This is a genomic window from Geomonas azotofigens (genome assembly GCF_018919395.1).
Taxonomy (GTDB): domain Bacteria; phylum Desulfobacterota; class Desulfuromonadia; order Geobacterales; family Geobacteraceae; genus Geomonas; species Geomonas azotofigens.
In genome coordinates this window covers 951314-976085 of sequence record NZ_JAHLME010000002.1, presented here as the reverse complement: position 1 = coordinate 976085, position 24772 = coordinate 951314, and the positions used below count along the sequence as shown (strand labels likewise).

The following is a 24772-nucleotide window of genomic DNA, read 5'->3' as shown; positions in this document are numbered from 1 at the left end:
AAATGTCTAGAATCACGCTTGATCCCATCACCCGAATCGAAGGACATCTGAGGATCGATGTCGAAGCAAACGGCGGCAAGGTCACCAACGCCTGGTCCTCCGCCCAGATGTGGCGCGGCATCGAGGTCATCCTCAAGGGGCGCGCCCCGGAGGACGCCTGGAGCTTCGTGCAGCGTTTCTGCGGCGTCTGCACCACCGTGCACGCCATCTCGTCCATCCGCGCCGTCGAGCATGCCCTCGACGTCGAGGTGCCGCTGAACGCGCAGTACATCCGTAACATCATGATCGCGCAGCACTCGGTGCAGGACCACATCGTCCACTTCTACCACCTCTCGGCCCTGGACTGGGTCGACATCGTCTCCGCGCTGAAGGCCGATCCCAAGAAGACCGCGCAGATCGCGCAGAGCATCTCCGACTGGCCGGGCAACTCCGAGAAGGAGTTCAAGGCGGTGCAGGACAAGCTGAAGGCGTTCGTGGCCGGCGGCAAGCTCGGCATCTTCGCCACCGGCTACTGGGGCCACCCGGCGATGAAACTCTCCCCGGAAGTGAACCTGATGGCGGTCGCCCACTACCTGAAGGCTCTCGACTACCAGAGGAAGGCTTCCCAGGCCACCGCGATCCTCGGCGGCAAGAACCCGCACATCCAGAACCTCGTGGTCGGCGGCGTCGCCACCGCGATCAACACCGAGAACATCGCGACCCTGAACATGGAGCGCCTGATTTACCTCAGGACCCTCATGGAAGAGACCCGCGACTTCGTTCAGAAGGTCTACTACCCGGACCTCCTCGCCATCGCCGGCGCCTACAAGGACTGGTTCAAGTACGGCGCGGGAGTCACCAACTACATGGCGGTGCCGGAGTTCCCGGAAGACACCAAGAACACCAAGTTCCAGCTCCCCGGCGGCGTGGTCATGGGCGGCAACATCGGCGGCATCAGGATGGTCAAGGACCACCGCGACGACTACCTGATCAAGAACATCAAGGAGAACGTCACCCACGCCTGGTACGAGGGTAACGGGACCCTGCACCCGTGGGACGGCGAGACCAAGCCGGACTACACCGACTTCAAGGAAAACGGCAAGTACTCCTGGTGCAAGGCGCCGACTCTCGACGGCAAGCCGGTCCAGGTCGGCCCGCCGGCACAGATCATGGCCGCTTACGCCGCAGGCAACCCGAAGGTGAAGAAGCTCGTGGACGGCGCCGTCTCCACCCTGGGCATCTCCTTGAAGGACATCCACTCCACCATGGGCCGCCTCTACTGCCGCGGCGCTCGCGCCCACGTCATGGCCGACCTGTCGCTGGAGAACCTGGACAAGCTGATCGCCAACATCGCGTCCGGCGACCAGACCTACGCCAACCACACCGTGATCCCGAAAGGCGAGTACCGGGGCGTCGGCTTCCACGAGGCGCCGCGCGGCACCCTGTCGCACTGGATCGTGATCAAGAACAAGAAGATCGAGAACTACCAGGCCGTCGTTCCCTCCACCTGGAACGCGGCTCCGAGAAACGACAAGGGCGAGCTCGGTCCCTACGAGGCATCGCTGGTGGGCAACCCGATCGCGGACGCCAGCAAGCCGCTCGAGGTGCTGCGTACCGTCCACTCCTTCGACCCGTGCATCGCCTGCGCCGTCCACACCGTGGATCCGGAAGGGGCAGAGATCACCAAGGTGAAGGTACTGTAGAAACGAAAGGGGACTGGCTCCGCAGGTGCCAGTCCCCCTCTCGCAGCTGGTGGCCGGACTGGAAGGCAGCGGTTGGAGATGTTGGAGTTGGGGGTCGCAAAGATTCGGTAAATCCGAATGGCTATAGTGGGGCGCGCCAGCGAAAAAAGCTTGTGCAGCCGCCGGTACTCGTTTAATTTATAGCCTGGTTTTGCTAGCCCCCAGTCCCTAGTCCCTAGCCCCTGGTTTTCCCCCCGGCCTTTTCTTTTTTCTGGAGGTTACATGCAGGTCCTCATTTATGGCGCCGGCAACCTGATCCTTTCCGACGAGGGGTTCGGCGTCCATTTCGTACGACATTTAGAAAAGCACTACCAGGTCCCGGAGAACGTCGAACTTTACGACGGCGGCACCCTGGGCATCATGGTGCACTTCAAGTTCGAGGAGGCCGACAAGGTCATCCTGGTGGACGTGGTGCAGGCCAAGGGGGAGCCGGGGGACATCTTCCGCTACGAGCGCGAAGACATCATGCTCAAGAACATCCCGGTCAAGATGTCGCCGCACCAGATCGGGCTGCAGGAGATGCTCCTGATCTCCGAGATGCGCGATGCGCCCAAGCCGGACCTCACCTTCTTCGGCATCGTGGCCAAGTCGCTCGACCCGGGCGACCAGCTCACCCCGCCGCTTCAGGCCGGGCTCGAGAAGGTGGCCGCCCTGGTGGTAGAGGAACTCGCCAAAGTCGGCGTGGAACTGAAAAAGAAGGATTAAAGGAGAAACGATATGTTTGGATTTGGTTTGCCCGAGTTGATCATCGTCGCCGTCATCCTCTTGGTGGTGGCCGGGCCCAGTAAACTGCCGCAGTTCGGCCAGGCGCTGGGGAGCAGCATCAGGGGCTTCAAAAAGGCCATGAACGGCGAAGACGTGGTCCAGATCAACGATAAGAACGAGAAGAATGAAGGCTAGACCGGAGGTTGAACCGATATGTGCGTAGACTGCGGCTGCGGCCCGAACCACGATCATGATCATGACCACGACCACGACCACGACCACGACCATCACGGACACGGCCATGGGCACCACCACGGTCACGACCACCATCACGGGCATGACCATGACCATGGCCATCAGCACGGAGAGGGGCATAAACACCAGCATCACCACGAGCATGCCGGCGAGGAGCAGCCTGCCCGAAAGGTCGTGATCGAGACCGACATCCTTGCCAAGAACAACAGGATGGCTTCGGGCAACCGCGCGCTGTTCCGGGAGAAGGGCCTGTTCGTACTGAACCTCGTTTCCTCACCCGGTTCGGGCAAGACTACCATCCTGGAGCGGACGCTGAAGGATCTCTCCGACACCTGCCGCTGCGCGGTGGTCGAGGGCGACCAGCAGACCGACAACGATGCCATGCGCATCGCCGCGACCGGCGTGCCGGTGAAACAGGTGAATACCGGCGCCGGCTGCCACCTCGATGCGCACATGGTGCTGCACGCCGTGGAGAGCTTCGACCTGGACCACCTGGACCTGCTCCTGATCGAGAACGTCGGCAACCTGGTTTGCCCCGCCTCCTTCGATCTCGGCGAGCACCACAAGGTGGTGGTCCTGAGCGTCACCGAGGGCGAGGACAAGCCACTCAAGTACCCGCAGATGTTCCATGCCGCCGACATCATGCTGCTCAACAAGGTCGACCTGCTCCCGTACCTCGACTTCGACGTCGAGAAGTGCAAGGAGATGGCGCGCCGCGTCTCCCCGGGTATCCATATCCTCGAGGTCTCCAGCAAGACCGGTGAGGGGATGGACGAGTGGTACGCCTGGCTCAAGAAAGGGATGGAGCGGTCCAAGGCCTAGCCAGGACCTTTCGGTAACGAGATGACCTCACGCGAGCGCGCCAGCCTGGAGATCGACGGCATCGTGCAGGGGGTGGGCTTCCGCCCCTTCGTGTACCGCCTCGCCCTGCGTTTCGGGCTTTCCGGCTGGGTGCGCAACACCGGCCAGGGCGTGCAGATCGAGGCGGAGGGGGAGGGGGATCACCTGCTCACCTTCAGCCACGCCCTGCGTGAGCAAGCGCCTCCGCTGGCCGTGATCGGCGCGCTCAAGTTCGAGAAGATCGCACCGACCGGTGACGAGGGCTTCGTCATCCTGGACAGCGCCAAGGCGGGGAAGGGGGGCGAGGTATCCCCCGATTGCGACGTCTGCGACGACTGCCTTGCCGAACTCTTCGACCCGGATAACCGCCGATACCTCTACCCGTTCATCAACTGCACCAACTGCGGCCCGCGCTACTCCATCATCACCGGCATTCCCTACGACCGTCCCGCCACCACCATGGCCGGCTTCGCCATGTGCGACGACTGCCTGGCCGAGTACCACGACCCGTTGCACCGCCGCTTTCATGCCCAGCCCAATGCCTGCCCGGTCTGCGGCCCGCGCTTGAGCCTCGTCGATCGTGACGGCGTCGCCGTTGCCGGGAATCCCTTGGAGCAGGCGCTCGCGGCGCTCAGGGAGGGGCGGATCGTCGCGGTGAAAGGGGTGGGGGGATATCACCTGGCGGTCGACGCCTGCAGCGAGGCGGCGGTGGGGTTGTTGCGCCGACGCAAGAAGCGGGACGAGAAGCCATTCGCCATGCTCGCCGCGGACCTCGACTCGGTGCGGCGCCACGTGCTCTGCTCGGACCTGGAGGGACGGCTGCTGGAGGGAGTGGAGCGTCCCATCGTTCTGATGAGGAAGCTGCCGCAGACGCCGGTAGCCGAACTGGTGGCCCCGGGCAACGGCTGGTTTGGCTTCATGCTGCCGGGCAACCCGCTGCAGCACCTCCTGGCGCTCGGCTTCGGCGGCCCCCTGGTGATGACCAGCGGCAACCTGTCGGACGAGCCCATTGCCTACCGGGACGACGATGCGCTTCGGATGCTCTCGGGGATAGCGGACCTGTTCCTGACCAACGACCGGGAGATCCACACCCGGACCGACGATTCGGTGATCCGCCTGTACCGTGGCGAACCGCTATTTTTACGCCGCTCGCGCGGCTACGTGCCGCGCGCGCTGGCGCTACCGGGCGAACAGGCCAGCGTGCTGGCGCTGGGTGCCGAGTTGAAGGCCACCCTCTGCCTCACCCGCGGCGCGCGGGGCTTCATGAGCCAACACATCGGCGACTTGAAGAACGCGGCCACCATGGCCTCGCTGGAGGAAAGCGCGGGGCACTTGCAGCGGCTGCTGGAGATCGCTCCCGAGGTGGTAGCCCACGACCTACATCCGGACTACCTCTCCACGGTGTACGGGCAGGGGCTGGGACTGCCGTGCGTCGCGGTGCAGCACCACCACGCACACATGGCTTCCTGCATGGCGGAGAACGCCCTCGACGGCGATGTGATCGGGGTGATCCTGGACGGCACCGGCTACGGCAGCGACGGCACCATCTGGGGAGGCGAATTCCTGGTCGGCGGCTACCAAGGTTTCGAGCGGCGCGGCTACTTTGCGCCGATGCGCATGCCGGGGGGCGATGCGGCGGTCAAGGAGCCTTTCCGTATGGCGCTCTCGGCGCTGTTCCGGTTGCACGGCGCCGAGCTGTTCATGCAGCCGTTGGCCGTCTGCGAGCAGGTGCAGGAGGCCGATCGTCCGCTCTTTTTGAAGATGCTGGAGAAGGGGATCAACGCGCCGCTCACGTCGAGCTGCGGCAGGCTCTTCGATGCCGTTTCGGCCCTGCTGGGGGTCCGGCAGCGGATCAGCTACGAGGGGCAGGCCGCCATCGAGCTGGAGGCGCTGGCGGAGACGGGGAGGGTGAGCGAGCCATATCCGTACCTGGTGACCGGGGAGGCGGGAGATGTCCTGGACTTCGGACCGGCCGTCGCGGCCATCTGCGCCGACCTTGCCGCCGGCAGGAGCCGCGCCGACATCGCCCGTGCCTTCCACCGGACCGTCGCGGCCGCGATCGTGGAGATGTGCGGACTGATCAGAGCGGCACGTGGGCTGGACCGGGTGGTCCTGTCCGGAGGGGTGTTTCAGAACCGGCTGTTGACCGAGGACGTGGCGGAGCGGTTGGCGGCCGAGGAATTTAGAGTTTATTGCCACCGGCTGGTGCCGCCCAACGACGGTGGCCTTGCCCTGGGGCAGGCCGTTATAGCCGGGAGCCTTTGCCGAAGACAGTAAATGTTTTTCTCCTCCCCCCGGAGGGGGGAGATCGGGAGGGGGGGGCGACAGCCGCTACGCGCCCCCTCCCTAGCCCTCCCCCTCCGGGGGCGGGGACCCGGGCAAACCTTGAGACGACGAAACGGATACGAACGCGGATATTGTAAAAAGGAGTCTGACGATGTGTGTAGGTGTACCGATGCAGGTGATCAGCATTGAAGGCGATTTCGCCATGACCGAGGTCGACGGCGTGAAGCGCGAGGCGAGCCTCATGATGCTGGACCAGGAGGTGAAGGTGGGCGATTTCGTCATCGTGCATGCCGGCTTCGCCATCTCGAAACTCGACGAGGAAGATGCCAAGGCCACCCTGGCGCTGATGCGTGAAGTGTACTCGCCGGAGTTGATGGGATGAACTACTCGGACAGCTTTCGTGACAAGGAATTGGTGCAGGGACTGGCGCGGCGCATCGCCGAACTGACCAAGGGCTTGAGCAAACCGCTGGTCTTCATGGAAGTCTGCGGCACGCACACCATGGCCATCTACCAGTTCGGCCTGAGAAGCCTGCTCCCCCCCGAGGTGAAGCTGATCTCGGGGCCGGGGTGCCCGGTCTGCGTCACCCCCAACAGCTACCTTGATCGGGCCATCGCCCTGTGCCGTCTCCCCGACGTGATCATCACCAGCTTCGGCGACATGCTGCGCGTGCCGGGCTCCAGCTCTTCCCTCATGGAGGAGCGGGCCAAGGGGGCCGACATCCGGGTGGTCTACTCGCCGCTGGACGCCGTGCAGCTCGCGGCGAAGAATCCGGCCAAACGCGTGGTGTTCCTCGGTGTCGGTTTCGAGACCACGGCACCGACCATCGCCGGGAGCATCATGGCGGCCAAGGCGCAGGGACTGACCAACTATTTCGTGCTCGCCTCGCACAAGACCATGCCGCAACCGATGGCGATCCTGTCCGCCGACCCGGAGCTGCAGGTGGACGGCTACATCTGTCCGGCGCACGTCAGCGCCATCATCGGCGCCGACGCCTATCGCTTCCTCTGCGAGGAGTACAAGGTGCCTTGCGTGGTGACCGGCTTCGAGCCGACCGACGTCCTTCAGGGCGTGGAGATGCTGGTGCGCCAGGCGTTGGCCGGCGAGAGCAAGGTCGAGATCCAGTACTCGCGCGTGGTGCGCTGGGAAGGAAACGCCAAGGCGCAGGCGATGCTCGCCGACGTCTTCACCCCCTTCGACGCGCCCTGGCGCGGCATCGGCGTACTCCCCGGCAGCGGTCTGAGGATCGCCGACAAATATGCTCACTTCGACGCCGAGGTGGCCATCCCGGTGCAGGTGGAGGAGCTCAAGGAGCACAAAGGGTGTCTGTGCGGCGAGATCCTGAAGGGGAAAGTCTCCCCCTTCGACTGCCCGCTTTTCGGCGGCAAGTGCACGCCGGAGTCCCCGGTCGGCGCCTGCATGGTCTCCTCCGAAGGGACCTGTGCTGCGGCCTTCAAGTACGGCAGGTAAGAACAATCGAAACCAGTCCGACCAGTCTGACCAGTCTGACCAGTCTGACCGGTCAGACAGAAAAGGAGAACCCTTTGAACAACGACCTCATCCTCCTGGGCCACGGCAGCGGCGGGAGGCTTTCGCACCAGCTCCTCGACGAGCTCATCATCCCGCAGCTCTCCAGCGTGCCGGTGTCCGGCCAGAACGATGCCGCCCTGCTCAACATCGGCGGCATCAAGCTCGCCTTCAGCACCGACTCCTACGTGGTGGACCCGGTCTTCTTCCCCGGCGGCAACATCGGCGACCTCGCCGTCAACGGTACGGTCAACGACCTGGCCATGATGGGCGCCCGTCCCTTGTGCCTCTCCGTCGGCCTCATCCTGGAGGAGGGTTTCTCCAAGGCGGAGCTCGCCAAAATCCTTGCTTCCATGCGGGAAGCTGCCGACGCCGCCGGGGTCGCCATCGTCACCGGCGACACCAAGGTGGTGCCGAAGGGGAAGGGGGATCGCATCTTCATCAACACCTCCGGCATCGGTGCCGTCGAGCACAACCTGCACATCGACGGCGCCTCGGCCCAGGTGGGCGACAAGGTCATCGTCAACGGCTGCATCGGCGATCACGGCATCGCCGTCCTCTCGGCGCGGGAAGGGCTGGAGATCGACAGCGGCATCCAGAGTGACTCGGCCCCCCTGAACGGGCTGGTGGCGGACCTTTTGCCGCTTGGTCCCGCGCTCCACGTGCTGCGCGACCCGACCCGCGGCGGGGTGGCGACCACCCTCAAGGAGATCGCCCTGCAGTCGGGCGTGACCATCATGCTGGACGAGAAGAGCCTCCCGGTCAATCCGGGGGTCAAGGGGGTATGCTCCATCCTCGGGCTCGACCCACTCTATGTGGCGAACGAGGGGAAACTGCTGGCATTCGTGGCGCCGGACCAGGCCGAAGTGGCCCTGGCGCGGATGCGCCGCCATCCGCTGGGGAAGGATGCCGCCATCATCGGCGAGGTCACCGAGACCTCCGCGGGAAAGGTGCAGATGGAAACTCTGGTTGGTGGAGTGAGGGGAGTGGAGATGCTGGCGGGAGAGCAGCTTCCCCGCATCTGTTAAGGCCTGACGGCCTCGACCAACTCCCCTTTGCAGGCAGGTATATCGGGACCCTTCTCAGTCGAGAAGGGTCTTTTCAAATTGCAGCCCCATTCCGTGGTCGGTGACCCTCACCACCTTCGCCTTCAAGTCGCAGAGCACCTGCGGCGTCAGCGTGTGGTAAATGGTCACCGCTACCGTGTCGTTCAGCTCCAGCTTCCGTGCCGCCGTCACGAAGACACCCTTCATGCTGAGGTTTTCGACCTCTCCCTCGATGGTGCGATCGCCCTGGTGGAGGTTCGCTTTCGCGTGTAAGGCCAGCCTGGCGAAGTTTCTCTTTTCCTTGTACATCGCCCCTCCTTTTTGGTCCTCATTGGTTTTTTTGACCGGCGCTTCTGGCACAGACGTTAGTGTAGTCTAATCTCTTCCGTTTGCAACAAGCGGGAAAAAAGTTCTCCGGCAGCATTAACGGCCGTCTTGCGCACCCTCATGACTCTGCTATCATCTATCCTTCATGTGCGTAGGTTAATGTATTTCGGGGGTGCACCATGACCGAAGACGACAGGGTGGTACAACGGGCATTCGCAGTCATAGCTCCGCCGGCGCACCACTACTACCCGATCACCATCGCCCACGGCAAAGGGACCGAGGTGGTGTCGATGGATGGCAGGCGCTTTCTCGACTTCTCCTCGGGCCTTGCGGTCCTAAACCTGGGACACAACCATCCCAAGGTGATGCAGGCGGTCAAGAAGCAGATGGATCACTACCTCCACGCCGGCGGCATCTACTACAGCGAAGCTACGGTCGCGGCCGCCGAGGCGCTGACCTCGGTCACTCCCCACGGGCTGGACATGCTTTTCTTCGGCAACTCCGGCGCCGAGGCGGTCGAGGGCGCCTTGAAACTGGCGCGCTACACCAGCGGCCGCCAGGCCATCATCTCCTGCACCGGCGGCTTCCACGGACGCACCATGGGCGCACTCTCCCTGACCAGCAGTTCATCCGCCTACCGCAGGCGCTACCACCCCCTGCTCCCTTCCGTGTACCAGGTCAGCTATCCCGCCTGCTTCATCTGCTCGTGCGGTATGAACGCCGAGGCGTGCGGTGGCAAATGCCTCGAGGAGCTCGACCGGCTCTTTCAGCGCCAGATCCCTCCCGAAGAGGTCGCTGCCATCATCGTCGAGCCGTTCCTGGGCGAAGGCGGCTACTACCCGGCTCCCAGGAGCTATCTCAAGGGGCTGCGCAAGATCTGCGACGAGTACGGCATCCTGCTCATCTTCGACGAGGTGCAGTCGGGGATCGGCCGCACCGGGAAGTGGTTTTGCTGCGAGCACGCCGGGGTGAACCCGGACATCGTGGTCACCGCCAAGGCGGTGGCCTCCGGTCTGCCGCTGGGAGCGGTGGTGGCGTCCAGCCAGCTGATGCAGAAATGGGATTCCCCCTCCCACGGATCCACTTTCGGAGGCAACCCGGTCTCCTGCGCCGCCGCGCTGGCGACCTTGCAGGCGATCACGGAGGAAGGGCTCCTGGAGGCGGCGCGGGTGGCGGGCTCCAAGATGATCTCCTACCTGCAGGAGGTCGCCATGCAGAACCCGAGCATCGGCGAGGTGAGGGGGATGGGGTGCATGGTGGGGGTTGAGTTCGTGGACGAGGCCGGGGCCGCCGATGGCAGGCTTTGCCAGAACCTGATAGACGAGTGCCTGGCCAAGGGAATCATCCTGATTGGCTGCGGCTTGAAGCGCAACGTGGTGCGCCTGATCCCGCCTCTGAACGTGAGCGATGCGCACCTGAAAGAGGCGCTGGGGATTTTTTCCGATGCCCTGGTCGAGCTGACCAGGAGCAAAAAAGCGTAGAGGAGACCCGGTTAGCGGCCGGCTGAGCGGGTGTGGAAGCGTACTGGAGCGGGACGCGGCGGGGTAATCTCAGGTGGGGGGATCCACTCAGGCGGGGGGGACCGCCTGGGGGTCGCGGTATTTGTCCATGATCTCGAAGGCGCGCTTGACGCGCGAGACCACCCGGATGGTCATGACCGGCTTGGCGATGAAGTCGTGGAAGCCGGCCTTGAGCGCGCGGTGCTCCTCCTCGGGGGAAGCCTTGGAGGTGAGCAGGATCATCGGGGTCCCGGCACTGGCGGGATTGGCCTTGATGGCGCGCATCAGGGCGTAACCGTCCATGCGCGACGCCCCGGCGTCACAAAGGATCAGGTCGGGCTTCTGCGAGAAGGCGATCCGCAATCCCTCCACGCCGTCCCGGGCGATGAAGACCTGGTACCCCTCTTTCTTGAGGGCGCCCTCCACGTCGCAGTTCATGGCAGCGGGGTCGTCCACCAGCAGGATCTTCATTTCCGCCAGCGCCTGGGCCTGGCGGTAGTACTGTTTCACCGCGTTGCGGATCTCTTCGGGGCTGGCCAGCAGCTGCACGATGCGACGCGAGCTGCAACGCTCCAGCCGTCCCAGGGTGTCACTGTCCAACGGGTCCCCCACCGCGACGAACAGCGTCCCGTCCTGCTGCCTGAGCGGAAACACCTGCTTCGCCATGGCAAGCTCTCCGGGCACCAGCGCCAGGAGCTCCGGCGAGAAGTGGTCGAGCGAGATGTTCTTCACCGTCTCGAGTCCCGACTGCTGGCCCAGCGCCTCGAGCAGTTCCTCATCGGTAATCACTCCCATCTCCAGGAGCACGCCGCCAAGCCTCATGCCGCAACTCTGCTGCCGCGCCAGGGCCCGATCAAGTGTCTTTACCGTTATGATGCCGGACTGAACCAGCAACTGCCCCAAGGGTATCTTCATGATAAGGTACGCCTTTTACGGTAATGAGAATTTATTAACATCGCAAATAATACATTCTTCTCGCAAAATTTCAAAACAAAAAAAAAGAGGCCCCGGTGGGGGCCTCCATTTCGCGTGGAGCTGTGCGGCAGGTTAGCGGATGTGCTCTTCCGGGTAGGCACCGATGCTGTGGATGGAAAGGTCGGCGCCGGCGAACTCCTCTTCCTGGGTCAGCCTGATGCCGACGGTCTTGGCGAGGATGCCGTAGACGATGAAGCCGTTGGCCAGGGCGAAGACGATGGCGGAGAGCGAACCGAGCAGCTGGGAGACGAAGCTGACGCCGCCCATGCCGCCCAGAGCCTCGTGACCGAAGATGCCGGCGGCGATGCCCCCCCAGGAGCCGATGATGCCATGCAGCGGCCACACGCCCAGCACGTCGTCAATCTTGAGTTTCTCCTGCTCGATGTGGAAGCCGTACACGAAGATGACCGAGGCGATGGCGCCGGTGACGAAGGCGAAGAGGGGATGCATGATGTCGGAACCGGCGCAGACCGCGATCAACCCCGCCAGCGCGCCGTTGTGCACGAAGCCCGGGTCGTTCTTTCCGGCGATCAGGGCCGCCAGCACGCCGCCCACCATGGCCATCAGGGAGTTGACCGCGACGATGCCGGAGATCTTGTCCAGGTGCCCGGCGCTCATCACGTTGAAGCCGAACCAACCGATCGCCAGGATCCAGGAGCCCAAGGCCAGGAAGGGGATGTTGCTGATCGGGAGCGGGTGGGATTTCCCCTTGACGTAGCGCCCCATGCGCGGCCCGAGGACCAGGACGGCGGGAAGCGCCAGCCAGCCGCCGATGGAGTGCACCACCACTGAACCGGCGTAGTCGTGGAACTCGGCGCCGCCGAACTGCTTGAAGAGCCCCTGGAGAGTGGAGCAGTTCTGCCCCCAGATGAGCGACTCGAACAGGGGATAGGTGAGGCCGGCGAAGATGGCGCCCGCTACCACCTGCGGCCAGAACTTGGCGCGCTCGGCGATGCCGCCGGAGATGATGGCCGGGATGCAGGCCGCGAAGCAGAGCAGGAAGAAGTAATGGGTGATGTCGTAGCCCTGGTTCTGTCCCAGGAGCTCTTTCACCGGCTTGAGGAAGCTGATGCCGTAGGCGATGGGAAAGCCAACCAGGAAGTAGACGACGGTGGATACCGACCAGTCGGTCAGGATCTTCACGAAGGCGTTCACCTGGTTCTTCTGACGCACCGTTCCCACTTCAAGGAAGGCGAACCCCGCGTGCATGGCGAATACCATGACCGCCCCGAGCATGAGGAAAAGTACATCGCTGCTGTTGGCAAGTGTCGTCATCGTTGACATCCCGTTCATTTGCTACCTCCGTTGGTATCTCGCCCCCCGTCGTTGGAGAACGCCACACACAAGCAAGCACTCTGCCAAACCGTTATCCCATTGAAAATGCAAGGGTGCGGTTTTTTTGCTAATGAGAAGAGCGCGCCGGCCTGCCTGGAAAATAGGCATTGATGCCTAAGGCGTGGGCAGGATTTAAATGTTGACCTGTAAACGACCAACGGGTAAATTTGTGCTCTATTTCGCCGGAGGTGCCAGTTGCCGCGCAAGACCGCACTCATCGCCTGTACCGACCTGTCCGGCTATTGCTACGGTGAGCAGCACCCCTTCAAGGTGCAGCGTTACCGCCTGGCGCGCGACCTGATGGACGCCTATGGGCTGCTGGACCTGCCGTCCATGATCGAGGTGCGTCCGCGCCCGGTGAGTGAGCCGCAACTGCTGAGCGCACACTCCCCCGAGTACCTCGAGCGGCTGAGGGAATTCAGCGCGGCGGGCGAGCCGAGGGCGGACTTCCGCTACGGGCTCGGCGACGTGGAGAATCCGGTCTTCCCGGGGGTCTACGACTGGGCCTGCCTGGGGGTGTCGGGAACGCTGGAGGCGGCGCGGCTGGTCGCCGAGGAGGGGTTCGCCGCTGCGTTCAACCCCCTGGGGGGGTACCACCACGCCCAGGAGGGGCGGGCCTCTGGCTTCTCCTACCTCAACGACGCGGTGGTTGCCATCAATTACCTGCTGGAGCAGGGGAAAACGGTCGTCTACCTCGACCTCGACGCCCACCACGGCGACGGCGTGCAGAACGCCTTCTACGCCGATGACCGGGTGCTCACCATCTCCTTGCACGAAAGCGGGGTCTACTTCTTTCCCGGGACCGGTTTTGAAAACGAGACCGGGGAGGGGGCGGGACGGGGCTACTCGGTGAACCTCCCCCTGCTGGCCCACACCGACGACGCGTTGTTCATGAAGGCCTTCGACGAGGTGGCCTTCCCCCTGATCGCCGCCTTCGACCCCGACGTCCTCTTCACCCAGCTCGGCGCCGATACCTTCAGGACCGATCCCCTCACGCGTCTGGAGGTGACCACCCACGCCTACTCCTACATCATGAGGAAGCTGCGCGCCCTTGAGATCCCGTGGGTCGCGGTGGGGGGAGGGGGGTACGACCAGATGAACGTGGCGCGGGCTTGGGCCATCGCCTGGGGCATCATGAACGACCGGGAGCTTTCCCCGCGGCTTCCCGCCCCTTTCGTGGAGTTGATCTCGCAGCTTGGCTACCCGCACCGGATGCTCCTCGACGCCATGCACTGGGCGGAGGAGGACGACCGCAACCGGGCGCTCGACGCGGTGGAGAAAAGCATCGCCTACGTGCGTGACCACATCTTCCCGGTCCTGATCGGCGACTATGGCAAACGATACCGGACATGATGTATTGAGGGACAGCGGGGGGAGGCAGCTCTTCTCCCTGTACGACATCAACCGGTTGCCTCCTGCGGAGAAGGAGGCGATCTACCGGTCGCTGCTCCCCGAGCGCCTGCTTGGCATGATCGGGGAGGGTGGCGGGGGCATCGAGGTGATCGCCCCGCAGGGACACCGCTTCCTGCGCCTGGTGGCCCGCCGCAGCCGGGAGGATCGCGATCCCGCGTTCGTTTTGGACCTGTGCGACACGCACCACGGCCAGATGGAGCTCTCCTACTGCACCATCGCCGATCCGACCGCGCCGCGCTTCGACGTCGACCTGGACGAGCATGGGCGTAACAACCTGTTCGCCACCCTGGGACGCAACCTCGCCGAGGAAGAGCGCGCCATGAAGGCGGGGCTCTTTCCCAACCAGACCCGGCGCGGCCTGCGGATGTTCGGCGAGTTCCTGCCGCGTCTTGAGCGCCTGGTGGCAAGCCTCGGCATGCAGCTCATCGTGGCCGAGCCGCTCAGCTACGACAACGCCATCCGCTACGAGGGGTACGGGTTCGACTACGTGGTGGGGAAGAGGCTGATGCAGGAGATCGATGCCGGCTTCGCCCCGGGGGGCGTGTTGTACCGGCGGCTGGACGGCTCCACCCCCTTCCGCCGGCCGGGGATGGAAAAAACCGTGCAGGGGCGCAGCTGGGCCATCCACGACGGCATCCTCGACGAGCCCTGGGACGAGGTGCGCATCTACAAGACCATCGGCGTGCACGCCGGTGTCAACACGTTCCCCGGGCGGGAGCGTTAGCAGAAAAAGGAGTGCGTTTCATGGAAAGAGAGATGACCCCCCTCGCGGGCATTACCTACTACCGTCCCCCCGCGGGGACCATAGTGAGCGGGCTGGACGGCAAGGTGTCCTTCACGGTGGGACCGGAGCCGATTCCGCTTTTGGATGACGACTACAAGGCACTGGAGGGGCAGCTTCCCGGCTACGACGCGGTGGGGCGCGGCGTTTACCAGGCCCTGCGCACGGACCCCGGCTGCCGCTACTGCGAGCTCTACGCGGAGGTGCTCAAGGGGTACCCGCACTACGTGTCCGAGCTCGCCAGCCACATCCTGATGCTCGGGGAGAAGGACGTCGAGGTCCCCTACCTGGAGCGGCGCGTGAAACTGCTGCGCATCTTCGCCCTCATGGAGCCCGAGAACGCGCACTTCCCGCTGGAGATCGGGGCGACCCTTCTGGAACAGGCGTGCCGGTTTTCGGCGCTGCACCTCTCCACGGTCACCCTGTTCAAGGCGGAAGGGTACCTGGACCGGGCGCACGAGCTGGGGGGCGACCAGCCCCGCTGCCTCACCACCCTGGCCGAGGTCTCCTTCCTCTTGGGCAAGTACGACAAGGCGGCCTCGCTCTGGAGCCTTTTGCTGCCGCAGGTCGAGGCGGCGGCCCAGGCCGAGCTGCGGGCGCGCCTGGAGCGGATCGAGCGGGGCGAGGTGCCCCGGGTGCCGGCCGTCGACTACCTCGAGGCGATCGCGGGGGCCATGGCCCTGCGCGAGGACGGCGGCTACCAGGAGGCGACCGCCATCCTCAACGACGTCATGGCCGACGCCTGGTTCGCCCTGGAGTTCCCCATGGCGGAGATCCCGTACCTGCTGGCGCTCTGCTGCAAGGACCTGGGCGCCGCCGGCGACGCCCGCTTTTACCTGCGCCAGGCCCTAAAGATCAATCCCGATTTCGAAGAGGCCAAGGCCACACTGCAGCAACTGGAACAGTAGGAGGAGTCATGTTCGGATTCAGCCCGGCAGATTGGATCTTCATCGCCGGCGTAATGGTGGTAATCTTCTTCTTCGTCGCCGTGAGCGGCATGCGCAAACGGTAGACGAACCGAAGCGGTCACGCGAAGTGCCAGCTGAGAAAGAAGAGAAGAGGGGGCAGCTGCTCCCCCTTGGCGCGGCGCCCGCTGTCGGCGTTATGCCAAGCGACAACGCATCCTGACTCTGGTTTCAAGGGAGGTGCTTATGCAAGTTCCTGACATCAAGGAGATCCTGACCAAGTACCGTACCGTCGCCGTGGTGGGGCTGTCGCCCGACGCCGGCAAGCCCAGCCACGAGGTCGCCGCCTATCTCAAGCGCGCCGGCTACCGCATCATTCCCGTGAACCCCGCCGTGGCCGAGGTCTTCGGCGAGAAGAGCTATCCGACTCTCGCCGAGATTCCCGAGCCGGTGGAGATCGTCGACGTGTTCCGCCGCTCCGAGTTCGTCCCGGAGATCGTGGAACAGGCGATCGCCAAGGGGGCCAAGGTGGTCTGGCTGCAGGAAGGGGTGATCCACGCAGAGGCCGCGCGACGCGCCCGCGAGGCGGGGCTCGAGGTGGTCATGGACCGCTGCATGCTCAAGGAGCACGTCAAGGCGGTGAAACGTTGATACCGTCCGTGCCTTATGGTAGCGAAAATGGCGGGGTGCCTCATGCCCGATGAAAGCGGCAGGCGCCCCGCCTCCTTGTGGCCCCTGGTTCTGCTCACCTCGTTCTCGCTGCTGCTCTGCTTTTCCAGTTACGGCAACCCCTTTCCCTTCATGGGCACCCTTTACCAGGGGGGGACCGCCCAGCGCTTCGTCTTCGGCGACAGCCTGATCTCGCTGTACCTGCTGCTCGGGGTGCTCAAGCGGCAGCGTCTCACCGTGTGGCTGCTGATCGGCTACAACCTGCTCGACATCTGCAATGCCTGGGTCAACCTCTCGCTGATCCCCGCGGGCGAGTACGCCCGCCTGGCCGACGCTCCCGTCCCCGAAGGCGATCTCCTTTCCTCCACGCTGCTCGCGTCCATAGCCCTGATCCTGATGAACTTGTATATCTTCAGGGTGCGGCGGGAGTTCGATAACCCTTCCCCCTACCTTTTCTGACTGTGCCTGTTGAACAAAGATTGTGTAAACGTTAAGTGTCCTCAAATATTCCCCCTTGCCAGCGGGCTTACAACTCTGGTAGTATGTGGCCGCTTCTTTGCAACGGCAGGTGGCAGAATTTACTGGCAAAGCCGGTCTTATGACGGCATCTGGTAGATAGTTCGTTCTCAAAAGGATACCGATGTTCGAGAAGCTTAAACACGGCCTCCCCGGCTCTTTCTTTCACTCCGATAACGGCCACCATGCGGTGAACCTGCATGACACCAGGGGCGTGGGCATCAGGATCGAGAAGTTGAACAAGTCCTTCGGGCCCAACCACGTGCTCAAGGACGTCAACCTCGAGATCAAGGCGGGGGAAACCTTCAGCATCATCGGTCCGTCCGGCACCGGCAAGAGCGTCCTTTTGAAACACATCGTGAAGCTGGAGACCCCGGACAGCGGCGAGATCTACATCGACGACCTCCCCATCTTCGGCGAGGGGGCTCAACCTACGGCTCACGATTACCGCTACAGCATGGTGTTCCAGTCGTCGGCCCTGTTCAACTCCCTGACCGTCGGGGAGAACGTGGGGCTGTGGCTTAGGGAGAAGAGGGTCTGCAAGGAACTGCAGGTCCGCGAGATTATCAAGCAGAAGCTGGAGATGGTCGGGCTGGTGGGGAAGGAGGAGCTACGCACCTCGGAGCTCTCCGGCGGCATGAAAAAGCGCGTCGCCATCGCCCGGTCGCTGGCGATGAACCCCGACTTGATCCTGTACGACGAGCCGACGGCGGAGCTCGACCCGGTCACCACGGATGAACTGGCCAACACCATCCTGAAGCTCAAGGAGAGCACCAGGAACACCACGGTGATCGTGACCCACGACTTGAACTTCGCGCTGTACATCTCCGACCGGATCGCCATGATGCACGGCGGCTCGGTGGTCGAGATCGGCACGCCGCGCGAGATAAAAAAAAGCGAAAATCCCATCGTGCGCGGCTTCATCTACACCACGACCAAGGGGATAAGGGGGGAATAGATGGCAGCACGTCTTTTGCGCCGCGGCAGACTCGTGATCCTCATGGCGCTTCTCCCCCTTCTTTCGATCTCCTGCGCCGATCTCAAGCAGAGCAAACCCATCCTTCCCATCCGCGACTACGAGAGGATGATCGTCGGGCGGCTCGACGCCGAGTACGTCGGCACCAACAACTGCGTTTCCAAGTGCCACGCCCACGACAAGATCACCGACGACTTCAGCCACAGCGTGCACGGTGAGCAGATCAAGCCCGAGACCGGCCTGCCGCTGGTGAACTGCGAATCGTGCCACGGCCCCGGCAGCCTCGCCATCGCCCATTTGAGCGATGACCGCGAGGAAAACACCCGCCTCAAGAAGAAGTGCGACACCTCGACCTTCCTCGACATCATGCACCTCCCCCCCCAGGCCCAGTCCCTGATCTGCCTGAAGTGCCACTCCGCCGCGTCGATGCCGGTGCTTTCACACTGGAACGCCGGTCCGCACGCGCTGCACGACGTGAGCTGCTTCGACTGCCACAAGCTGCACCAGGGGCCCCAGCAGAAGGTGAGCCGGCAGCAGATGTCCGAGATGTGTTTCAGCTGCCATCCCGAGGTGCAGGCGGAAAACGCCCTGTTCTCGCATCATCCGCTGCGCGAGAAGAAGATGTTCTGCGTGGACTGCCACGAGGTGCACGGCTCGACCCAGGACCGCCTGCTGCGCGGCAACACCTCCAAGGAAACCTGCACCAGGTGCCACATGGAGAAGCAGGGGCCCTTCGCCTTCGAGCACGGCGACGTGACCGAGAACTGCATGAACTGCCACACCCCGCACGGCTCGGTGAACAACCACCTCCTGAACGCGGCGCTGCCGTTTCTATGCCTGCAGTGCCACACCGGGCACCTCGCCACCAACACGCCGGGGCTCAAGCAACTCTTCGTGAATCGCTGCACGGACTGTCATTCCCAGGTGCATGGCACCGATACCCCGTCCCCTGCCATCACCGGCAGGGGGACGCTACGCCAGTAAGCGGAAAGGAGCCGGATGGTGGAGAAACCACTTGATCTCGTATCGACCGTCGTCTCGCCTCTGCTGCTTCTGCTCCTGGCGGCGGGGGGAGTGGCTGCGGCGGACCTGGAGCCGGTCCCGGCGGCGAGCCTGGAGGCGGCCGCCGCCGAAAAGGCGGTTCCCGCCGACGAGTCGGCCGGCGCCGTCACAAACGAGGAGCAGCCCGCGGACGAGACCCTTCCCGCGACAATGGAGCAGCCCCCTGCCGTTGGCATCGAGCCGCCCTCCCCGGCCGCCGAGGAACCTGCTGCGCAGCCGCCCGTCGAGGGAGCGCCGCTGCCGGAGGACGAGCGCCAGGTGGAGGTCTTGGAGCAAAAGGGTGGTTCGCTCGGCTACAACTTCGTCTTCGGAGATGACTACCGCGGCCGCGCCATGGAGTACGGCTTTCTCAAGTCCAGCCGCAACGGCGGGCTCTTCTACCGGCACATGGAGAAGGACACCAACCTCGAGCTGGAAGGGTTCTACCTGAACGAGAACGACTACCACGCCGACCTGCTCATGGACTACAAGGGGGATTACCGCCTCCACCTGAGGACCGAGTCCCTGTACCACAACCTGGACCGGGAGCTCCTGTTCTCCCCCAGCTTCACCAGCGGGCGCACCGACGCCCCCACCCCCGCCACCTACACGGCGGTACAGGACCCGGTCGCCAACTACGGCGTCAGCGTGGTCCAGGACCGGGCCGACTTCCGCTACCGGCTGCACAACTTTCCCCTGCACGTGAACCTGGGCTACTGGCGCTATGTCAAAGAAGGGACCATCCAGCAGCGCTTCGCCGATACCGCCTTCGAGGGTGCCACCAACTTCATCTACGCCCAGCGCCGCGGTGTCGACCAGCAGGTCCAGGAAGGGCGCGTGGGGCTCGACTCCCACCTGGGGCCGGTCGACCTGGTCTACGACTTTAAGGTGCGCTACTTCGAGGACCGGCTGCCAACCCCGGTGCAGGCCTACGAGATCCGCAACCACTTCAACGGCGCTGAAGACTTTCGCGGCGGCGTGCGGCAGCACAACGAAAACCCCGACAGCAGCTTCTTTTCCCACACCATCAAACTGCATACCTCCCTGGCGGGCGGTCTGGTCGGCTCCGGCTCGTACAGCTTCGAGCAGCGCGAGAACCTCTCCGAGTTGACCGACACCACCGGCGCCCGTCACATGAAGAGCTACCTGCAAAACGCCGCGGGAGACCTGATCTACACACCCAGCCGCGAGTACAGCTTCGCTGTCAAATACCGGCGCCAGGAGATCGACCACAACAAACGCGATCCTCTCAACAACACCGCTTTTGCTGATCCGGTCATAGCCGCCAAAGCGCCCATTGAAACCACTCGCGACCTGGTAACCGGCACCATCTCCTACCGTCCCACGCTGCATCTCGCGCTCGTTGGCGAGTACCGCGGCGATTTCCTGCGCAGAAACAACGTGACCGAGCTGCCCACGGAGATGACCTGGGGGCTGCCGGAGAGCACCTCGACCCACACCGGGTCGCTGTCGGCCTACTATCGACCCGTCAAGGGACTCAGGTCCAGCGCCACCTACAGCTATGCCAGCGCCGATCATCCTGCCTACGGTGCATCCTTCCAGAACCGTCACGAGGCGAAGCTGCTGGCGACCTATACCCTCAACAACCGCTGGGGGCTCACCAGCCACGCCATCTTCCGCCGCGATCAAAACGACGAGGTGCGGAAGTACCTGGTGAACTATCCTTTCGAGCCGCTCTCCTTCTCCCTGGCTCCCATAACCTCCCGGAGCACCAACAGCGAGAATGCGAACATCGGTGCGTGGTGGGTGCCGTTCCGGGGACTCACTGTAGGGGCCAACTATTCGTACCTGCACCAGGAGGTCGAGCAGGGCGTATTTTTCACTGGTGTAGTTGTCGGTAGCGAGGCCGCTTCCCAGTTTTCCAGCAGGTCCCACGTCTACGGCGTCAATGCCAACTATACGCTCAGCGAGAAAAGCGATCTCGCGGTAGCGGCGCAGCAGATCAGATCCTCCGCCGCCTTCACGCCGAGCGACACCAGTTTTTCGCTCACCAGCAGTACCGACGGCATCAAGGAGATCACCGCGCAAAACACCGTGATCACTTCGCTTTCCGCCCGCGGCGAATACCGCTTCACGAGCGCGCTTTCCACCACGCTGGAATACACGTTCAACGACTACAACGAGCTCAAGTCCGCGTACCAGAGCTACAGCGGCACCGTCCACGCCATCGTCGCCGCCCTCGCGGCCAAATGGTGACCAAGGGGTAACGTATCAAGACACTGGTCCGTTCCATACTTCTGCTCCTGCTGCTCTGTGCGGTGATCCCCGCTGCGGACTCCCGCGCGGCCGGAAAACTGGTGGCGGCGCTGCTGACGTGCGACCTGCCGCGCTACCGGGACGCCCACAAGGCCTTCGTCAAGGCACTGGTACAGAAGGGGTACGATCAGAGTAACGTCGAGGTGATCACCCAGACCCCCAACCCCGACCTCATCTCCTGGTCCAACAGCATCAGAAAGTTCAACGCTATCGGCGCCGACGTCATCGTCGCCTACGGCACCTCCGCCACGCTGGCCGCCCTGCGGGAGGCGCAGGATATCCCGGTCGTTTTCGCCGACGTCTACGGCCCGGTGGAGACCGGCATCGCCAAGAGCATGACCTCCAGCGGGCGCAACAGCGCAGGGGTGAGCTCCAAGGTCCCCCTGGTGACGCTGATCAAGACCGCGATGGAACTGAAGCAGATCAAGACCCTGGGCATCATCTGCGCCAACCGGGAGGAGGGAGCCCTGGTGCAGCTCAAGGAGGCCAGGAAGGTCGCGGCCCAGGCGGGGATCGTGCTGGTGGAAGCCAACGTCGGCTCCCCGACCGGGTTGGACGCGGCGCTGGCCACCCTCTTCGCCACCAGGGTCGACTGCATCTACGTCACCGAGTGCACCGCCGGCAGCCGTTCCTTCGAGAAGATCGTGCATCGCTCCAACGAGTTGAAGATCCCGGTGATATCCCAGATGCCGGGCGCGGCGCACAAGGGGGCCCTGATCTCCCTTGAGGCGGACCCCGTCGAGCAGGGGCAGATCGCCGCGGAATACGTCGCGCGCATCCTGGGCGGGAAGAAACCGTCGCACTTGCCGGTGGCCACGCCCAAGCGGGTGGACCTGATCGTGAACATGAAAGCCGCGCGGCTGCTTGACCTGAACGTCCCTTTCCCGGTGCTCACCGCAGCGACCCGGGTGCTTAAGTAGATACATCGAGGTATTGATGGGAAGAATTCTGATCGTTGATGACGACGCGGCTTTCGTGGGAGCCCTGAAGGAGAAGATCCAGGCGCTTTACCCGCTGTTGGACGTGATAACCTGCACCGAGCCGCTGCTGGCGTTGACCATCCTGAGGCAGGGTAAGGTCGACCTCCTGCTGGTGGATCTCGAGATGCCGACCCTGGACGGGTCCAAGATTTTCAGCTATGCCCTCTCGGTCGGGATCGACAAGAACCGCATCGTCATCCTTTCCGGGCGCGATTCGGATTATCTCCACGAGCAGTTCCCCATGGGGACCTGCCTGGCGGTCCTCAACAAGTACGAGGCGAAGCAGAAGGCGGTGCTGGACATGATCTTCAGCTCGATGCAAAGAAAGGCCGCTGCCGGGTAGAGGCGAAGAGGCGGGGCTAGGGGCTAGCCGAGTGCGTAAGAGTAACGAGCGGAACCAATAATAAATAGAGGGAGAGGGCGCAGGCGGCAGTCGGGCGGGTTTTACCAGTCCCTAGCCCCCAGCCCCTAGCCCCTGCTTTTCAGGAGTCAGGTAGATGGCAAAACAGATGAGACTGACGTGCTACGGGCGCACCAAGAGCAAACCGGAGTGGGAAGCGATCCTTTCGGGATTTACCTTTGATATCTTCTTCGCGGAACTGGCCCAGGAACTGGAGCGCTTCGGCATCACCCTGGAACTGGGGGAAGACCCCGGGCAGGTGATAGAGGTGAACGGCTACGGCGACCTCTTGAACTCCATTCGCATCGCTTCGCCGTCGGACGGCATCAGCAACGTCTGCATCGGCCACGTCATCGGCCAGAGCCCCCGACTGGACCTCCAGGAGGATATCAGGCGCGCGGTGAACCGCATCGCGTTCGCGCCGGAAACGGTGGCTCCCGACGTGGAGAACCGCAAGGTCTGCCACAACTGCGGTTGCGGCTGCTAGAGAGGAAAGATCTCGGCGCGGGCCGTGGCTCCCTCCACGGTGACGATGGCGTAACTCCCGGGGAGTCCCTCCTTCAGGGCTCCCGGGTTCACCAGCAGCATCCCCTCCGTCGACTGCACGTCCGCGTGGTGGGTGTGACCGTAGAGGACCACCGACGCTCCCAGTTGCATCCCCCGACCGATCAGTTGTGACAGGCCGCTCTTCACCTGCTGGCGATAGCCGTGGGTCAGCAGGAAACGGCACTCCCCAAGCTCCAGGGTGAGCTCCGCCGGCACGCGCCGGTCCAGATCGCAGTTGCCCGCCACCCGGTGTACCGGCACCTCCAGCACTTCCTCCAGCATGCGCGCGTCGTCGCAGCCATCCCCGAGATGAATGATATGATCCACCGGACCGGCAAGTTCATGCGCCCTGAAGGCGTGGGCGTAGTTGCCGTGGCTGTCGGAAATCACCAGTACTCTCATAGTCCTTTTTGCTCCACATTTCTCGAAGGCGAACACGGCATAACGACGCGCCCGACTGACGTGATATTTGCTTTTGCGCAGTCGCCTGCATAGTGTAGAGTTGTTGGCGTTGCGCCCAACGTACTTATCTGTCTCTACTGTCCAGATATAGGACAGAGTCATGGTAAAAGACAAGCAAAATAAGCTGTAAACGTCTGATACTGTAGGGCGAATAACTATTCGCCTTTGCTCAGCATCCCGTTGCGCCACGTGTATCGTCAGCTTGAGCGGAGAACGGGCGAATGATTATTCGCCCCTACAGTAAAAGACGGCCTTCTCGCTGGCTGAACATAAAAGAGACGGAGGAGTCATGAAGAAATTGTTTCTGTGGATTGCCGCCTTCGTTGTCGGCATGGTCCTTCTTTTCGCCGCCTGCGTCGCCGTGGTTACCGCCCTGGTCGGGGACCGTGACACCATCGCCTCAGGGGACGGCGTCGGCGTCGTCGAGTTGAAAGGGGTCATCGTCGACGGGCAGGAAATCGTACGCCAGCTGCGGGCCATGAAGAAGGACGAGCACGCGAGGGCCGTGGTGTTCCGGGTGGATTCTCCCGGCGGCGTGGTCGGTCCTTCCCAGGAGATCTACGCGGCGGTGAAAGACCTCGCCAAGGCGAAGAAGGTGGTGGTCTCCATGGGGAGCGTGGCCGCTTCCGGAGGCTACTACGTCTCGGTTCCGGCCAGCCTCATCTACGCCAACCCGGGGACCATCACCGGGAGCATCGGTGTGCTGATGAAGTTCTCCAACCTCGAGGGGCTCATGGACAAGGTCGGCATGAAGGCCTTCACCATCAAGACCGGCAAGTTCAAGGACACCGGTTCCCCCTCGCGCGCCATGACCGACGAGGAAAAGGCGATGCTGCAGGGGGTGATCGACTCCACCCACGGCCAGTTCGTGAAGGCGGTGGCGCAGGGGAGGAGGCTGCCGGAGGCGCAGGTGCGCGGCATCGCGGACGGCAGGATCTTCTCCGGGGAGCAGGCGCTGGCACTGAAACTCGTGGACCGCTTAGGCACCATGCAGGATGCCATCGACGAGGCGGCCCGGCTGGGCGGCGTCAAGGGTGAGCCGAGGCTGATCCGTCCGTCGAAGAAGAAGGGACGCGCGCTCGACTTCCTGGTGGAGAGCGCGGCCCATCGGTTGGGGGTACTGTCGGATTCCGAGAGCGGTGTCAGCGTGGACTACCGGCTCGGTTGGTAGAGGTCGGGGGAGCGCAAACAGTGCTCTTTTCGGGCCTTGTGTCAGTGGCTGAACCCGTGCCTGTGGCCCCGCCGCTCTCTTTAGATTTACCTTGACAAAAAAACCGCCATCTATATACT

Annotated in this window: 26 protein-coding genes; 22 read left to right on the top strand and 4 right to left on the bottom strand. The window is 63.5% G+C overall.

The features are described 5' to 3' along the window. Nucleotides 1–2 precede the first annotated feature (2 nt). The 8 genes from KOL99_RS09315 (at nt 3) to hypE (ending at nt 8362) form a co-directional block, all read left to right on the top strand. Nucleotides 3–1682, top strand: a complete 1680-nt coding sequence (locus KOL99_RS09315; RefSeq protein ID WP_216510168.1) for a nickel-dependent hydrogenase large subunit — start codon at nt 3–5, stop codon at nt 1680–1682. Nucleotides 1683–1943: 261 nt separating this feature from the next. Further along, nucleotides 1944–2426, top strand: coding sequence for a HyaD/HybD family hydrogenase maturation endopeptidase (locus KOL99_RS09310; RefSeq protein ID WP_216510167.1), 483 nt, complete (start codon nt 1944–1946; stop codon nt 2424–2426). Nucleotides 2427–2438: 12 nt separating this feature from the next. Further along, nucleotides 2439–2621 (top strand): twin-arginine translocase TatA/TatE family subunit, encoded by a 183-nt coding sequence (locus KOL99_RS09305; protein WP_216510166.1) that lies wholly within the window; start codon nt 2439–2441, stop codon nt 2619–2621. 18 nt (nt 2622–2639) lie between these two features. Then, nucleotides 2640–3503, top strand: a complete 864-nt coding sequence (gene hypB, locus KOL99_RS09300) for a hydrogenase nickel incorporation protein HypB (RefSeq protein WP_216510165.1) — start codon at nt 2640–2642, stop codon at nt 3501–3503. Between the two features lie 21 nt (nt 3504–3524). Continuing rightward, nucleotides 3525–5798 carry a carbamoyltransferase HypF gene (gene hypF / locus KOL99_RS09295; RefSeq protein ID WP_216510164.1) on the top strand — a complete coding sequence of 758 codons (2274 nt, stop codon included), beginning with the start codon at nt 3525–3527 and terminating at the stop codon, nt 5796–5798. A gap of 160 nt (nt 5799–5958) precedes the next feature. Further along, nucleotides 5959–6189: a HypC/HybG/HupF family hydrogenase formation chaperone gene (locus tag KOL99_RS09290; protein ID WP_216510163.1), complete on the top strand. Its 231-nt coding sequence runs from the start codon at nt 5959–5961 to the stop codon at nt 6187–6189. Continuing rightward, nucleotides 6186–7277, top strand: coding sequence for a hydrogenase formation protein HypD (gene hypD, locus KOL99_RS09285; protein ID WP_216510162.1), 1092 nt, complete (start codon nt 6186–6188; stop codon nt 7275–7277). Before KOL99_RS09290 ends, hypD begins: the two co-directional genes overlap by 4 nt. Nucleotides 7278–7351: 74 nt before the next feature. Beyond that, nucleotides 7352–8362, top strand: coding sequence for a hydrogenase expression/formation protein HypE (gene hypE / locus KOL99_RS09280; RefSeq protein WP_216510161.1), 1011 nt, complete (start codon nt 7352–7354; stop codon nt 8360–8362). A 54-nt stretch (nt 8363–8416) separates the two neighbouring features. On the opposite strand, the gene KOL99_RS09275 is transcribed toward hypE, so the two are convergent. Beyond that, nucleotides 8417–8689, bottom strand: a complete 273-nt coding sequence (locus KOL99_RS09275) for a PilZ domain-containing protein (RefSeq protein ID WP_216510160.1) — start codon at nt 8687–8689, stop codon at nt 8417–8419. A gap of 197 nt (nt 8690–8886) precedes the next feature. Between KOL99_RS09275 and KOL99_RS09270 the strand changes: the two genes are divergently transcribed. Next, nucleotides 8887–10188, top strand: coding sequence for an aspartate aminotransferase family protein (locus tag KOL99_RS09270; RefSeq protein ID WP_216510159.1), 1302 nt, complete (start codon nt 8887–8889; stop codon nt 10186–10188). Nucleotides 10189–10275: 87 nt separating this feature from the next. Here KOL99_RS09270 and KOL99_RS09265 read toward each other — a convergent pair whose 3' ends face one another. Both KOL99_RS09265 and KOL99_RS09260 read right to left on the bottom strand, forming a co-directional pair. After that, complete coding sequence (locus KOL99_RS09265; RefSeq protein WP_216510158.1) at nt 10276–11121, bottom strand: response regulator; 846 nt, start codon at nt 11119–11121, stop codon at nt 10276–10278. Nucleotides 11122–11253: 132 nt separating this feature from the next. Then, nucleotides 11254–12474 (bottom strand): ammonium transporter, encoded by a 1221-nt coding sequence (locus KOL99_RS09260; RefSeq protein WP_216510157.1) that lies wholly within the window; start codon nt 12472–12474, stop codon nt 11254–11256. Nucleotides 12475–12711: 237 nt separating this feature from the next. On the opposite strand from KOL99_RS09260, the gene KOL99_RS09255 reads away from it, so the two are divergent. The 12 genes from KOL99_RS09255 to KOL99_RS09200 all read left to right on the top strand — a co-directional run bounded on the left by KOL99_RS09255 (nt 12712) and on the right by KOL99_RS09200 (nt 22961). Further along, nucleotides 12712–13869, top strand: coding sequence for an acetoin utilization protein AcuC (locus tag KOL99_RS09255; protein ID WP_216510156.1), 1158 nt, complete (start codon nt 12712–12714; stop codon nt 13867–13869). After that, nucleotides 13847–14653 carry a hypothetical protein gene (locus tag KOL99_RS09250; protein ID WP_216510155.1) on the top strand — a complete coding sequence of 269 codons (807 nt, stop codon included), beginning with the start codon at nt 13847–13849 and terminating at the stop codon, nt 14651–14653. Before KOL99_RS09255 ends, KOL99_RS09250 begins: the two co-directional genes overlap by 23 nt. A gap of 20 nt (nt 14654–14673) precedes the next feature. After that, nucleotides 14674–15618, top strand: coding sequence for a tetratricopeptide repeat protein (locus KOL99_RS09245; RefSeq protein WP_216510154.1), 945 nt, complete (start codon nt 14674–14676; stop codon nt 15616–15618). 8 nt (nt 15619–15626) lie between these two features. Next, the gene (locus KOL99_RS09240) at nt 15627–15722 is read left to right on the top strand and encodes a twin-arginine translocase TatA/TatE family subunit (RefSeq protein ID WP_015721372.1); all 96 of its coding nucleotides are present in this window, start codon (nt 15627–15629) and stop codon (nt 15720–15722) included. A 139-nt stretch (nt 15723–15861) separates the two neighbouring features. Further along, nucleotides 15862–16266, top strand: a complete 405-nt coding sequence (locus tag KOL99_RS09235; RefSeq protein ID WP_216510153.1) for a CoA-binding protein — start codon at nt 15862–15864, stop codon at nt 16264–16266. A 42-nt stretch (nt 16267–16308) separates the two neighbouring features. Then, nucleotides 16309–16743 (top strand): hypothetical protein, encoded by a 435-nt coding sequence (locus tag KOL99_RS09230; RefSeq protein ID WP_216510152.1) that lies wholly within the window; start codon nt 16309–16311, stop codon nt 16741–16743. A gap of 181 nt (nt 16744–16924) precedes the next feature. After that, nucleotides 16925–17758, top strand: a complete 834-nt coding sequence (locus KOL99_RS09225) for an ABC transporter ATP-binding protein (RefSeq protein WP_216510151.1) — start codon at nt 16925–16927, stop codon at nt 17756–17758. Then, nucleotides 17759–18760, top strand: a complete 1002-nt coding sequence (locus tag KOL99_RS09220) for a DmsE family decaheme c-type cytochrome (RefSeq protein ID WP_216510150.1) — start codon at nt 17759–17761, stop codon at nt 18758–18760. 15 nt (nt 18761–18775) lie between these two features. Next, nucleotides 18776–21034 carry a hypothetical protein gene (locus tag KOL99_RS09215; protein ID WP_216510149.1) on the top strand — a complete coding sequence of 753 codons (2259 nt, stop codon included), beginning with the start codon at nt 18776–18778 and terminating at the stop codon, nt 21032–21034. 101 nt (nt 21035–21135) lie between these two features. Next, complete coding sequence (locus KOL99_RS09210) at nt 21136–22014, top strand: ABC transporter substrate-binding protein (RefSeq protein WP_328760052.1); 879 nt, start codon at nt 21136–21138, stop codon at nt 22012–22014. Nucleotides 22015–22030: 16 nt separating this feature from the next. Beyond that, a complete protein-coding gene (locus KOL99_RS09205) occupies nt 22031–22417 on the top strand; it encodes a response regulator transcription factor (RefSeq protein ID WP_216510148.1) in 387 nt (128 codons plus the stop codon). Between the two features lie 154 nt (nt 22418–22571). Further along, a complete protein-coding gene (locus KOL99_RS09200; RefSeq protein ID WP_216510147.1) occupies nt 22572–22961 on the top strand; it encodes a hypothetical protein in 390 nt (129 codons plus the stop codon). Here the strand turns inward: KOL99_RS09200 and KOL99_RS09195 are convergent. Beyond that, nucleotides 22958–23422, bottom strand: a complete 465-nt coding sequence (locus tag KOL99_RS09195; protein ID WP_216510146.1) for a metallophosphoesterase family protein — start codon at nt 23420–23422, stop codon at nt 22958–22960. The two genes, KOL99_RS09200 and KOL99_RS09195, sit on opposite strands and share 4 nt — an antisense overlap. Before the next feature lie 349 nt (nt 23423–23771). Here KOL99_RS09195 and sppA point away from each other — a divergent pair, with 349 nt between their 5' ends. Beyond that, nucleotides 23772–24653, top strand: a complete 882-nt coding sequence (gene sppA / locus KOL99_RS09190) for a signal peptide peptidase SppA (protein ID WP_216510145.1) — start codon at nt 23772–23774, stop codon at nt 24651–24653. Nucleotides 24654–24772: the final 119 nt, after the last annotated feature.

What these genes read in the sequence shown, in the direction of transcription:
- KOL99_RS09315 (WP_216510168.1), top strand. Translation starts at nt 3, where the DNA reads ATGTCTAGAATCACGCTTGATCCCATCACCCGAATCGAAGGACATCTG.
- KOL99_RS09310 (WP_216510167.1), top strand. Translation starts at nt 1,944, where the DNA reads ATGCAGGTCCTCATTTATGGCGCCGGCAACCTGATCCTTTCCGACGAG.
- KOL99_RS09305 (WP_216510166.1), top strand. Translation starts at nt 2,439, where the DNA reads ATGTTTGGATTTGGTTTGCCCGAGTTGATCATCGTCGCCGTCATCCTC.
- hypB (WP_216510165.1), top strand. Translation starts at nt 2,640, where the DNA reads ATGTGCGTAGACTGCGGCTGCGGCCCGAACCACGATCATGATCATGAC.
- hypF (WP_216510164.1), top strand. Translation starts at nt 3,525, where the DNA reads ATGACCTCACGCGAGCGCGCCAGCCTGGAGATCGACGGCATCGTGCAG.
- KOL99_RS09290 (WP_216510163.1), top strand. Translation starts at nt 5,959, where the DNA reads ATGTGTGTAGGTGTACCGATGCAGGTGATCAGCATTGAAGGCGATTTC.
- hypD (WP_216510162.1), top strand. Translation starts at nt 6,186, where the DNA reads ATGAACTACTCGGACAGCTTTCGTGACAAGGAATTGGTGCAGGGACTG.
- KOL99_RS09275 (WP_216510160.1), bottom strand. Translation starts at nt 8,689, where the DNA reads ATGTACAAGGAAAAGAGAAACTTCGCCAGGCTGGCCTTACACGCGAAA.
- KOL99_RS09270 (WP_216510159.1), top strand. Translation starts at nt 8,887, where the DNA reads ATGACCGAAGACGACAGGGTGGTACAACGGGCATTCGCAGTCATAGCT.
- KOL99_RS09265 (WP_216510158.1), bottom strand. Translation starts at nt 11,121, where the DNA reads ATGAAGATACCCTTGGGGCAGTTGCTGGTTCAGTCCGGCATCATAACG.
- KOL99_RS09260 (WP_216510157.1), bottom strand. Translation starts at nt 12,474, where the DNA reads ATGAACGGGATGTCAACGATGACGACACTTGCCAACAGCAGCGATGTA.
- KOL99_RS09250 (WP_216510155.1), top strand. Translation starts at nt 13,847, where the DNA reads ATGGCAAACGATACCGGACATGATGTATTGAGGGACAGCGGGGGGAGG.
- KOL99_RS09245 (WP_216510154.1), top strand. Translation starts at nt 14,674, where the DNA reads ATGGAAAGAGAGATGACCCCCCTCGCGGGCATTACCTACTACCGTCCC.
- KOL99_RS09240 (WP_015721372.1), top strand. Translation starts at nt 15,627, where the DNA reads ATGTTCGGATTCAGCCCGGCAGATTGGATCTTCATCGCCGGCGTAATG.
- KOL99_RS09235 (WP_216510153.1), top strand. Translation starts at nt 15,862, where the DNA reads ATGCAAGTTCCTGACATCAAGGAGATCCTGACCAAGTACCGTACCGTC.
- KOL99_RS09230 (WP_216510152.1), top strand. Translation starts at nt 16,309, where the DNA reads ATGCCCGATGAAAGCGGCAGGCGCCCCGCCTCCTTGTGGCCCCTGGTT.
- KOL99_RS09225 (WP_216510151.1), top strand. Translation starts at nt 16,925, where the DNA reads ATGTTCGAGAAGCTTAAACACGGCCTCCCCGGCTCTTTCTTTCACTCC.
- KOL99_RS09220 (WP_216510150.1), top strand. Translation starts at nt 17,759, where the DNA reads ATGGCAGCACGTCTTTTGCGCCGCGGCAGACTCGTGATCCTCATGGCG.
- KOL99_RS09215 (WP_216510149.1), top strand. Translation starts at nt 18,776, where the DNA reads ATGGTGGAGAAACCACTTGATCTCGTATCGACCGTCGTCTCGCCTCTG.
- KOL99_RS09205 (WP_216510148.1), top strand. Translation starts at nt 22,031, where the DNA reads ATGGGAAGAATTCTGATCGTTGATGACGACGCGGCTTTCGTGGGAGCC.
- KOL99_RS09200 (WP_216510147.1), top strand. Translation starts at nt 22,572, where the DNA reads ATGGCAAAACAGATGAGACTGACGTGCTACGGGCGCACCAAGAGCAAA.
- KOL99_RS09195 (WP_216510146.1), bottom strand. Translation starts at nt 23,422, where the DNA reads ATGAGAGTACTGGTGATTTCCGACAGCCACGGCAACTACGCCCACGCC.
- sppA (WP_216510145.1), top strand. Translation starts at nt 23,772, where the DNA reads ATGAAGAAATTGTTTCTGTGGATTGCCGCCTTCGTTGTCGGCATGGTC.